This window comes from Streptomyces sp. NPDC018833, assembly GCF_044390825.1.
Classification (GTDB): Bacteria; Actinomycetota; Actinomycetes; order Streptomycetales; family Streptomycetaceae; genus Streptomyces.
This window is the reverse complement of the sequence record NZ_JBIRZM010000006.1, coordinates 335982-346636: the sequence shown is the minus strand read 5'-3', so window position 1 is coordinate 346636 and position 10655 is coordinate 335982. Positions and strand designations below refer to the sequence as shown.

Annotated in this window: 9 protein-coding genes and 1 pseudogene; 3 read left to right on the top strand and 7 right to left on the bottom strand. The window is 72.8% G+C overall.

Going from position 1 to position 10655, the window contains the following annotated elements:
* Positions 1-123: 123 nt before the first annotated feature.
* From ACH5AF_RS15705 to lipB, 4 genes are all read right to left on the bottom strand, one after another.
* Complete coding sequence (locus tag ACH5AF_RS15705) at positions 124-831, bottom strand: DUF4191 domain-containing protein (protein WP_398902195.1); 708 nt, start codon at positions 829-831, stop codon at positions 124-126.
* Positions 832-849: 18 nt separating this feature from the next.
* Complete coding sequence (locus ACH5AF_RS15700; RefSeq protein WP_215181513.1) at positions 850-1059, bottom strand: hypothetical protein; 210 nt, start codon at positions 1057-1059, stop codon at positions 850-852.
* A gap of 252 nt (positions 1060-1311) precedes the next feature.
* On the bottom strand, positions 1312-2286 hold the full coding sequence (lipA, locus tag ACH5AF_RS15695) for a lipoyl synthase (protein WP_398902194.1): 975 nt from the start codon (positions 2284-2286) through the stop codon (positions 1312-1314).
* Between the two features lie 121 nt (positions 2287-2407).
* Entirely contained in the window at positions 2408-3205 is a 798-nt protein-coding gene (gene lipB / locus ACH5AF_RS15690; protein ID WP_398902193.1) for a lipoyl(octanoyl) transferase LipB, read from the bottom strand.
* Between the two features lie 294 nt (positions 3206-3499).
* Between lipB and ACH5AF_RS15685 the strand changes: the two genes are divergently transcribed.
* Positions 3500-4948, top strand: coding sequence for a regulator (locus tag ACH5AF_RS15685; RefSeq protein ID WP_398902192.1), 1449 nt, complete (start codon positions 3500-3502; stop codon positions 4946-4948).
* Between the two features lie 421 nt (positions 4949-5369).
* Here the strand turns inward: ACH5AF_RS15685 and ACH5AF_RS15680 are convergent, their stop codons facing one another.
* Together ACH5AF_RS15680 and ACH5AF_RS15675 are read right to left on the bottom strand one after the other, a co-directional pair.
* On the bottom strand, positions 5370-6692 hold the full coding sequence (locus ACH5AF_RS15680) for an NAD(P)/FAD-dependent oxidoreductase (protein ID WP_398902191.1): 1323 nt from the start codon (positions 6690-6692) through the stop codon (positions 5370-5372).
* A 733-nt stretch (positions 6693-7425) separates the two neighbouring features.
* The gene (locus ACH5AF_RS15675; RefSeq protein ID WP_398902190.1) at positions 7426-8325 is read right to left on the bottom strand and encodes a TIGR01777 family oxidoreductase; all 900 of its coding nucleotides are present in this window, start codon (positions 8323-8325) and stop codon (positions 7426-7428) included.
* 43 nt (positions 8326-8368) lie between these two features.
* On the opposite strand from ACH5AF_RS15675, the pseudogene ACH5AF_RS15670 reads away from it, so the two are divergent.
* Positions 8369-8888 (top strand): annotated as a pseudogene (locus ACH5AF_RS15670) (GNAT family N-acetyltransferase).
* A gap of 16 nt (positions 8889-8904) precedes the next feature.
* Here ACH5AF_RS15670 and ACH5AF_RS15665 read toward each other — a convergent pair.
* Positions 8905-9423 (bottom strand): DUF4240 domain-containing protein, encoded by a 519-nt coding sequence (locus ACH5AF_RS15665; protein ID WP_398902289.1) that lies wholly within the window; start codon positions 9421-9423, stop codon positions 8905-8907.
* A 140-nt stretch (positions 9424-9563) separates the two neighbouring features.
* On the opposite strand from ACH5AF_RS15665, the gene ACH5AF_RS15660 reads away from it, so the two are divergent.
* Positions 9564-10577, top strand: coding sequence for an SDR family oxidoreductase (locus ACH5AF_RS15660; protein WP_398902189.1), 1014 nt, complete (start codon positions 9564-9566; stop codon positions 10575-10577).
* The last annotated feature ends 78 nt before the right edge of the window (positions 10578-10655 follow it).

The window sequence follows — 10655 nt, the reverse complement described above, 5'->3', positions numbered from 1 at the left end:
GCCGTTCCCTCCCCCCGCCCTCAACACCCCCGGCGGGGCGCCGGGGGGGGGCCCCCCCCCCCCCCGGGGGGCGGGGGGGGGGGGGCGCCGCGCCCCCCCCCCCCCCCGCCACGTCCTTGGTGGTCAGCGCATCTTGCCGCCGCGCGGCATCCGCATGCCCTTCGGCATCGGGCCCTTCGGCAGCGGCATGTTGCTCATCAGGTCGCCCATCGCCCGCAGCCGGTCGTTGGTCGAGGTGACCTGCGGTCCTGTGAGCACGCGCGGCAGCTTCAGCATCGTGGTGCGCACCTTCTTCAGCGGGACCTGGCCTTCGCCGTTGCCCACCAGGATGTCGTGTACCGGTACGTCCACGACGATGCGGTTCATCTTCTTCTTCTCGGCCGCGATCAGCGTCTTGAGCCGGTTGGGGTTGCCCTCGGCGACCAGGACGATGCCGGCCTTGCCGACCGCCCGGTGCACCACGTCCTGGTTGCGGTTCATCGCCACCGCGGGGGTCGTCGTCCAGCCGCGCCCCACGTTCTGCAGGACCGCCGCGGCGGCGCCCGGCTGGCCTTCCATCTGCCCGAAGGCCGCCCGCTCGGCGCGGCGGCCGAAGAGGATCGCCATCGCCAGGAAGGCCAGCAGGAAGCCCAGGACGCCCAGATAGATGGGGTGGTCGATCAAGAAACCGATCGCGAGGAAGACACCGAAGGTGACGATTCCCACAGCCGCGACGACAAGACCGACCCTGGGGTCGGCCTTACGGGTCATCTTGTACGTCAGGGCGATCTGCTTCAGTCGCCCAGGATTCGCAGCAGCGTCAGCGCTGTCTGAATGTGCCTTCCTCGCCATACCTGAAGTTTACGTGGCCTAGGAAGTGCGGTCAGCCACGGCCTCCAGAACGTGCTGGGCCTCGACGCGGTCCTTGGCCCGGCGCCGGTCCTCCAGTACCGCGGTCCATGCGTTGCGGCGGGCGGTGCGCTGGCCGCTGCCGAGCAGCAGCGACTCCATGGCGCGCAGTGCGTCGGTGACGGTCGGGATGGCGGTGGCGATCACGGGACGTACCGGCGCGGCCTGCATGCTGGAGGTCGGCATCGTGAAGGTTCCCCCTCGGGGCTGGCGTCGATGAGTGGGAGCTGTGCGTGCATACAGCGTCACTGTTCGGTGTTACCAGGGCGTGACCGGGTGGTCAAACGCCGATGAAGCACCGATGGGCGCCCTGCGAAGCCGCCGCGAACGCGAACGCGGCCCGCACCGTGTCCCCGACCTGCGGGGAGGGTGCGGGCCGCGCCCAACTGGTCTTTATCGGCCGGAACTTGCTTGTGCCTGAATTCACAGAGCCTGGGCCGCGCCGGTGGCGGCCGTGGTCCCACGGGCCTCCATCGCCTGCTGGAACAGGCGGCCGGCCCGGTACGACGAACGGACGAGCGGTCCCGACATCACACCGGAGAAGCCGATCTCCTCGGCCTCCTCCTGCAGCTCCACGAACTCGTGCGGCTTCACCCAGCGCTCCACCGGGTGGTGGCGCACGGAGGGGCGCAGGTACTGCGTGATCGTGATCAGCTCGCAGCCCGCGTCGTGGAGGTGCCGCAGCGCCTCGCTGACCTCCTCGCGCGTCTCGCCCATGCCGAGGATCAGGTTCGACTTGGTGACCAGGCCGTCCTCCCGGGCGCGGGTGATGACCTCGAGCGAGCGCTCGTAGCGGAAGCCGGGGCGGATGCGCTTGAAGATGCGCGGCACCGTCTCGACGTTGTGCGCGAGCACCTCGGGGCGGGAGGAGAAGACCTCGGCCAGCTGCTCGGGCACGGCGTTGAAGTCGGGGATCAGCAGTTCGACCTTGGTGTGGCCGCCCTCGCGGTCGGCGGTCATCGCATGGATCTGGCGCACGGTCTCCGCGTACAGCCAGGCTCCGCCGTCCTCCAGGTCGTCGCGGGCGACGCCGGTGATCGTGGCGTAGTTCAGGTCCATCGTGACGACCGACTCGCCCACGCGGCGCGGTTCGTCGCGGTCCAGTGCCTGCGGCTTGCCGGTGTCGATCTGGCAGAAGTCGCAGCGGCGGGTGCACTGGTCGCCACCGATGAGGAACGTGGCCTCGCGGTCCTCCCAGCACTCGAAGATGTTGGGACAGCCCGCCTCCTGGCAGACCGTGTGCAGCCCCTCGCTCTTGACCAGTTTCTGCAGCTGGTTGTACTCGGGACCCATCTTCGCCCGGGTCTTGATCCACTCGGGCTTGCGCTCGATGGGGGTCTGGCTGTTCCGGACCTCCAGGCGCAGCATCTTGCGTCCGTCGGGTGCGACTGCGGACACGACCGGCTCCCTACAGCTTCGATTCTTCGGCGAACACCAGAGTACGCCCGTTAAAAGTGCGGCCTTACGTTCGGCCAACCTGTGGCCAGAGGGACGCATTCCCCAGGGCCGCCGGCAGGCGTCAGGCCGGCGCCGTCTCGACCGCACGGGGCCGGAGCTCCGCGTGCTCCAGGACGTCGCGCAGATGCTTCTCCAGGACGGGGAGCACCTCCTCGATCGTGATGTCGCGGCCCAGCTCGTTCGCCAGTGAGGCGACGCCCGCGTCGCGGATGCCGCACGGCACGATCCGGTCGAACCAGGTGTTGTCCGGGTTCACGTTCAGGGCGAAACCGTGCATGGACACGCCCTTGGCGATCCGGATGCCGATCGCGGCGAGCTTGCGGTCCTCGCGCCGCTGGCCGGCGTTGGAGGGGGCGTACTCAGGCCCGTTCAGACGCGGGTCGAACTCCTCGTCCTGAAGCCGGGGGTCGAAGTCCAGCGACAGGCCGCCGAGTGCCGGACGCTCCTCGACCCGATCGCCGAGCACCCACACACCGCTGCGGCCCTCCACCCGGCTCGTCTCGACGCCGAACTCCGCGCAGGTGCGGATGAGGGCGTCCTCCAGGCGGCGTACGTGCGCGACCACGTCCACCGGGCGCGGCAGCTTCAGGATCGGATAGCCCACCAGCTGGCCCGGGCCGTGCCAGGTGATCTTTCCGCCGCGGTCCACGTCGACGACGGGCGTGCCGTCGAGAGGGCGCTCACTGGCCGCCGTGCGCCGTCCGGCCGTGTAGACCGGCGGGTGCTCCAGGAACAGACAGGTGTCCGGGATCTCGTCCGCGAAGCGGGCGGCGTGGACCTCGCGCTGCTTCTGCCAGGCCTCCTGGTACTCGACGGCGTTCTCGCCGAACCCCAGTCGGACGAACCGCAGCTCACTCACGGCAGAGCCTCCCTCGAACCTTCGCCCAGCTGTAATCCAGGCCCATGCCACTATACGGCGGCCCGGAAACCGGTGGCCGGGCAGGTGGCTCCGCCGGGTGGCCGGGCGGTAGCTCCCGTCAGCGCAGATGTCAGTGCCGCCGTCAATCCTCACACGATCGGATGAATGTGGGGCGAAGGGAGCGGAAGGGGCCGGTCCGGCCGCTAAATTCGCGCCGTTCCTCCCCCAGGGCTTCGCATGGGAGGTACCCCCATGGGCTGCTCCCGGCCCGGAAGGCAGGAGACCCGACAGCAGATGACGGAACGTGCCCCACAGCGCACCCCCAACCGGCAGCTCGCCGCGCTCATCGCGGAGGCGGGCTTCTCCCATGCCGGGCTCGCCCGCAGAGTCGACCAGCTCGGTCTCGAGCACGGCCTCGACCTCCGCTACGACAAGACCTCCGTGACCCGCTGGCTGCGCGGCCAGCAGCCGCGCGGCACGACCCCGGCACTGATCGCGGAGGTGTTCACCCGGCGGCTCGGGCGCCGGCTGTCCGCCCAGGACCTCGGCCTCGACGCCTGCGCGCCGGTCTACGCCGGCCTGGAGTTCGCCGCCACGCCGGAGGAGGCCGTCGACATCGTCAGCGGGCTGTGGCGCAAGGACTCCGGCAGTCACGGGGAACTCCGCAAGATCGCCTTCACCCCTGCCGGCCTGGTCGTGCCGAGCCGGGACTGGCTGATCGGACGCGCCGACGAGCGGGTCGGCCGCGGGGACGTGGCGCACGGCGCAACGGGGCGGGGCCCCCTCCAGGGGACACGCGTCACCGTGCCCCGCCAGCGGGGCACCGACCGCGGACCCGGCCAGAGGGTCTCCGGCGGAGACATCTCCGCCCTGCGCTCCGTCAGCGAACTGTTCCGCGCCCTCGACCACGCCTACGGCGGCGGCCACGCCCGACAGGCCCTCGTGCGCTACCTGGAGCACGAGGCCGAACCCATGCTGCGCGGCACCTACGGGGAGGCGGTGGGCCGCCGGCTCTTCGCCGCGGCCGCCGATCTGACCCGGCTCGCCGGCTGGACCTCGTACGACATAGCGGCCCACGGCCTCGCCCAGCGGTACTTCGTCCAGGCGCTGCGGCTCGCACAGGCGGCGGGGGACCGGGCGTACGGCTCCTATGTGCTCGTCACCATGAGCCGGCAGGCCGTCTACCTGGGCCACGGCCGGGAAGCGGTCCAGCTCGCCCGGGTCGCCCAACAGGGCGTGGGCTCCTCGGCGCCACCGCTGGTCCAGGCGCTGCTACACGCCGCCGAGGCGCGCGGCCACGGGGTGCTCGGCGAGGCACGGGCGTGCAACACGGCCCTCGCCCGCGCGGAGCGTGCCCTGGACTCGGCCCGTCCGGGCGACGACGTGCCGCACTGGGCGCGCTCCTTCGACGAGGCCCAGCTCGCCGACGAGATCGGGCACTGCCACCGGGACCTCCAGCAGTACCGCTCGGCGGTCCAGCACGCGGAACGCTCACTGCAGTTACGGGCCCCGGCCTTCGCCCGGAGCCGGCTGTTCTGCCGGGTCGTCCTCGCCACGGCGCGCCTCGGCCTCGGTGAGCTGGAGCAGGCGTGCGCGCTGGGCGCGGAGGCGGCGCTGCAGGCGTCGGAGATGAGGTCGGCGCGGGCGTCGGAGTACGTGCGGGAGTTCGAGCGCCGCCTGGAGCCGTACCGGGACGCGAGCCCGGTCCGCACCTATCGCGACCGGGTGGCGGCGCTGGGGTGAGGGGCGACTCCGCCGGGACGGGGCGGCCGCTGCGCGGGGCCGTTTTCCCCTTCCCTTCCCTTTGGCCTGGTGGCCGGGGGCGTGCCCCCTCCCGTGCCGCGCCCCGGACCCCGTGGCTTGCGGTCTGCCGGGCGTGGGTGCGGGGACCTGCCGGCTGTCCCCATCCCCGGCTTGCCTCTAAAGCCTCGGGCCGTAGGACCCCATCCCGAACCCGGGATCCTGCCCGGCCCGCGCCTCAAGCGCGGGCTGGGGCTGCTGTGCAGCCCTCCGGCGCTTGAGGACACACCGCCCGAAGGGCGGTACGGGGTCCTGGGCGCAGCCCTCCTTCGGGAAACGGCGGGGTCCGGGGAGGTACGACGTATCTCTCCGGACTTCCATCCGCTGCGGGGCTGCCGTGTGGGGGGCTCGCCCCCCGCGTGACTCAGGCCGCGGCCAGCGCCGCCGTCCCGTGGGCCGGCCGGATGCCGAGGTCCGACAGGAGTGCGTGCGCGGCCCGGCGGCCCGAGTGCAGCGCGCCCTGCACCGTCGCCGTGTCCCGGTGGTCGCCGCAGACGTACAGGCCCGACAGCAGGCGCACGGGTCGGCGCAGATCGTGCGGAGGCGTCATCGCCGGGACCGCCTCCGCATCATGATGCACCGTCAGAAGTTCCCAGTCGTCCGTCGGAGTGCCGTACAGCGTCGTCAGGTGCCGCCGTACCTGCCGGTCCACGTCGTCCGGCGGGTTGCCCGCCACCGTCGAGGAGATGAGCGCGCGGCCCTCGGGCGCGCGGGACGGGTCGACCTCGCTCAGCACGGCCGTGTGCGACACGGGTCCGCCGCGGTCCGCGTCCAGGACGAGTGACGGATCGGTCAGGGGCGGCTCCGGCACGGTGTGGTGCACCACCGTCACCGGGCGGAAGGACGGCACCCGCAGCCCGGGCAGAAGCTCCGCCGCCGTCCGCGCCCCCGTGGCGACCACGACCGAGCGGCAGCCGAACTCGCCGTGTTCCTCGGTCGTGACCCGGTTGGTCGCGACGTCGGTGACCCGTGTCCCCGTCCGCACGGTGCCTTCTGGCAGCGTGGCCGCCAGCAGCTCCGGAAGCGCGGACGCCCCGCCCGCCGGAACGCACAGCCGGCCGCGCGCGTAACCGCGCAGCACCAGGTCGGCGCACCGGCTGGACGTGCTCAACTCCGGGTCGCACAGCAGGGCGGACAGTAGGGGGCGCAGAAAACCGTGCACCGTACGGGCGGGCAGCCCGCGGCTGTGGAGGGCGTCTGCCGCGGCCCGTTCCGGCCGGGCCAGCACGCGCCGTACGGGCGTGCCCGCGAGCCGTGCCAGCGACGCTCCCAGCCTCGCCTGGTCGAGGTGCCTCGGCCGAGGGGCGCTCGCAAGGGCGCGCGCCATTGTGAATGCGACCCCTACACCTCTGGCGGCGTGCGGCGAGCTTCCCACCTCGCCCGTCCGCTGAAGGCGTCCTTCGGCGTGGACGAGAACACCGGGCGAGAACGGCCGCAGTTCGGCATGGCGCAGCGCCACGATGCGCCGCAGCTCCGGGAACGCGGTACTGAGCAACTGGCCTGTGCGGTCGAGCCGGAAGCCGTCGACGCATTCGGTGGCCATCCGCCCGCCCACCACGGGGGCGGCCTCCAGGACCCGGACCGTCACCCCCGCAGTGGTCAGCCGATGAGCGGCCGAGAGCCCGGCGATCCCGGCTCCCACGATGACGACGTCCGCGTGATCCGCATGCTGAGCGGTGCTGAGCACGTGCCCCTCCCCGAGGTCGGCGCGGCTGGTGGGAGGCTCATGCCCCCATCAGGCCCAGTGAATACCCGAGTTCGCACCGAGACTAGGAACCGGAACGCCCGCGTGCAGTCGCGCACAGCGCGGTGCACCGTAGCGCGGGGGCGCACACCGGAGGTCGACGTGCCGCGGCCTCACACAGCCGGCCCCTGGGGCGGCCCCAGCCACTCGGCAGCCGGCCCCCGCGCCCGGACGGGCTCGCCGGTCGGCGCCTGCGGCCCCTACGCCGGGTGCTCTGTGCGCCGCCGTGCCGGGGCGGGCTCGCGCTGCGTGGCTGCCTGTCGCGGCCGATGCCGGTTGGGGCAGTGGCGATCCTTCGCGGGCCGGGCCGGTCGGGCGCATGGCCGCATGTGGGGCGGTGGCAGTGCCGTGGTGGTTCTTCGGCGTTGTGGGCGAAGAGTGGCGCGAGTTGCATCGGTCAGGTGGGCGGCGCGCCGGTGGGGCCCGTGCCCGGTCGGCGGCATGCGGTCGCCCACGCCGGGCGCTCTGTGTGCCGCCGCGCCCGGCGGGCTCGCGCTGCGCGGCCATGCGCCGGTCGGTGCCCGTGCCCCGGGTCGGTGGATGCGGTCGCCCACGCCGCTGGGACGGCGGCGAGCCGTCCCGGTCACGCGCGGCCCTGAGCCGCCCGGCACGCGGTGCGGGCCCGGTCTCAGGATCCGGGCGAACAATCCCGGCCCTGCGGCCGTACCCCCGGCCGCTACCGCAGTGCCGCGCGGATCGCGTCGTCGATCCGGGGGAACGCGAACGAGAAGCCCGACTCCAACAGGCGTGACGGAAGCGCCCGTTGGCTGGTCAGTACGTCCGACGCCATCTCTCCCAGCGCCAGCCGCAGCGCCGGCGTCGGGACCGCGAGGAGTGCCGGGCGGTGCAGGACGCGGGCCATCGCCCGCGTCACCTCACGGTTCGTCACCGGCTCCGGCGCCGTCAGGTTCACCGGGCCCGACAGCGACTCCGTGTCGAGGAGATGCCGCAGCGCCGCCACCTCGTCGTGCAGCGCGATGAAGCTCCAGTACTGGCACCCGCTGCCCAGCCGCCCCCCGAGGCCCGCCCGGAACAGCGGGAACATCCGGCCCCACGCGCCGCCGTGCCGTGCCACCACCAGGCCGGTGCGGGCCAGCACCGTACGTATCCCCGCCTCCTGCGCCGGTTCGGCCGCCTCCTCCCACTCCACGCACACCCCCGGCAGGAAGCCGTCCCCCGGCGGCGCGTCCTCGTCCACCGGGCGGTCCCCGGTGTCGCCGTAGAAGCCGACCGCGCTGCCGCTGATCAGGACCCGGGGCGGTGTGTCCAGTGAGGCGACGGCCTCCGCGATCGCCGTCGTGCCGAGCACGCGGCTGTCGCGGATCTCCTTGCGGTACGCCTGCGTCCAACGGCGGTCGCCCACCCCGGCCCCGGCGAGATGCACGACCGCGTCGCAGCCGACGAGGCCCGCCACGTCGACGTACTGCCGCCGCGGGTCCCACTCGACCTCGTCCCCGGCACCGGCGGCGTGCCGCACCAGGCGCACCACCTCGTGCCCGTCCGCGCGCAGCGAGCGCACGAGGGCCGTGCCGATGAGCCCGGAGGCGCCGGTGACGGCGATACGCGATGTCTCCATGGCCCCATCCTGCCGTTCCCGTACCGCGTGGCACAGTTGGCCCATGCCCGAGTCGCACACATGTCCCGCGATACGCCCGGTGATACGTCCCGCACGGGCCGCCGATGACACGGCCCTAGGCGAGCTCGACCGGGAGACGTGGTCCCCTCTGCACGCCGTTCAGCCGCGGCCCGAGCCGCCGTACGGGCCGTTCTTCGACCCGAAGCACCGGCCCGAGGACTACCTCGTCGCCGAGGACGGCGACGGCACACTCCTCGGCTACATCCGCCTGGTGCCGCCGACGCCGCTGGCCTGCAACCGGCACGTACGCCAGATCCAGGGCCTCGCCGTGGCCGGCCGGGCACGCGGCCTCGGTGTCGGCCGGGCCCTGCTGCGCGTGGCCTGCGACGAGGCCGGTCGCCAGGGCGCGATCCGCATCACCCTGCGCGTCCTCGGCCACAACGCGCCGGCGCGCGCTGTACGAGGCGGAGGGCTTCACGGTCGAGGGCGTGCTGCCGGGCGAATTCCTGCTGGAGGGGCGTTATGTGGACGACGTCCTGATGGGGCGTTCCCTCACCGGCTGACGCACCCGCCCCGCGGTCAGCCGCCGAAACGTTCCCACAGTCGCGGAAAGCGCTCTGCCAGCGCCGCGTCGTCGTCGAAGGCGAACGGGACGCCCGCTGGTTCGGCCGCCTGCACCGGGATGCCGAGATCCGGTGCGTCGACGCCGGTCAGCTGCTCGTACGCCTCGTCCGCCGCGTACCCCAGCTCCTCGCCGTCCCCGTCGATGTCCTCGTCGAAGTCCTCCAGCAGCTCCGCCAGCGAGTCGGGGTCGTGCACCGCGCCCTCGAAGACCTCGCGGCCCTGGCCGATGAGCCAGCAGCGAAAGTAGTCGAAGGCGTCGTCGCTCGCGCCGCCGAGCAGCACGGCCGCCGCGCCCCACAGGTCCCAGGTGTAGGCGCGGTTGTAGCGGGCCTCGAAGTGCCGGGCGAAGTCCAGTACGGAGTCGGGGTCGAGCTGCAGCAGCCGCTCGACGAGCAGTTCGGCGTGGTCCTCGGGGTCGCCCTCGGCGGCCTCGCGGGTGCTGTCGATGATCTCCCAGAACTCCGTCTCGTCCATCACGGATCAAGCATCGTGGCTGGCGAAGGGCGGCGCACGCGGAGGCGGGAAAAGCGGCTGTATCGAGATGAACGGTCCACGATGGCGATGGGCGGCAATGCCGGACAGAGGATGTCCGGATTCCGTGCGACGGTCGGTCCATGACGACGAACGAGCCGACGAACGAGCCGTCCGACGCCCCCACGAACGCCCCGACGAGCGAACCACAGGACCGTCCTTTCGGCGAGCCGCCGGCCGGCTCCCCGGACAGGCCGCTGCACGACAGCGTGGCACTCGTCGCGGGCGCCACCCGGGGCGCGGGCCGCGCCATCGCCGTGGAGCTCGGTGCCATGGGCGCGACCGTCTACGTGACGGGACGCACCACCCGGGACCACGTCAGCGAGGTGGGACGCGCGGGGGAGACGATCGAGCAGACCGCCGACCTCGTCACGGCCGCGGGCGGCACGGGCATCGCCGTCCCCACCGACCACCTGGTGGCCGACCAGGTCCGGTCGCTGGTCGACCGCATCGACCGTGACCGCGGTCGCCTCGACATCCTCGTGAACGACATCTGGGGCGGGAACTTCCTGCTCGACTTCGACACAAAGATGTGGGAAGTCGACCTGGAGCGCGGCCTGCGCATGCTCGACCTGGGGGCGCGGACACACATCATCACCAGCAGCATCGCGCTGCCCCTGCTCGTACGGCGGCCCGGTGGCCTGGTCGTCGAGGTCACGGACGGGACGGCCGAGACCAACAAGGACTTCCGCGAGAACTTCTACTACGACCTGGCCAAGAACACGCCGATCAGGATGGCGTACCTCCTGGGCGAGGAGCTCAAGAACGTCGGCGGGACAGCGGTGGCGGTCACTCCCGGGTTCCTCCGGTCCGAGGAGATGCTGGACGTCTTCGGCCTCACCGAGGAGACCTGGCGCGACGGCATCGCCAAGCAGCGGCACTGGGCGCTGTCCGAATCCCCGGCGTATCTCGCCCGTGGCGTGGCCGCCCTCGCCGCCGACCCCGACCGCGCCCGCTGGAACGGCCGCTCGGTGGACAGCGGGCGGCTGGCCAGGGAGTACGGCGTCACGGACGCGGACGGCAGCCGCCCGGACGTGTGGGGGTACATCCTCGCGGAGAAGGCGGGGGAGGAACCGTCCCCGGCCGACTACCGCTGACGCCACCACGGGCCTGACGGCGGCGCGGTCCAGGAACACGCCGCCGCGGGCACCGTCCACGCTCCTGGGCACGGCCCC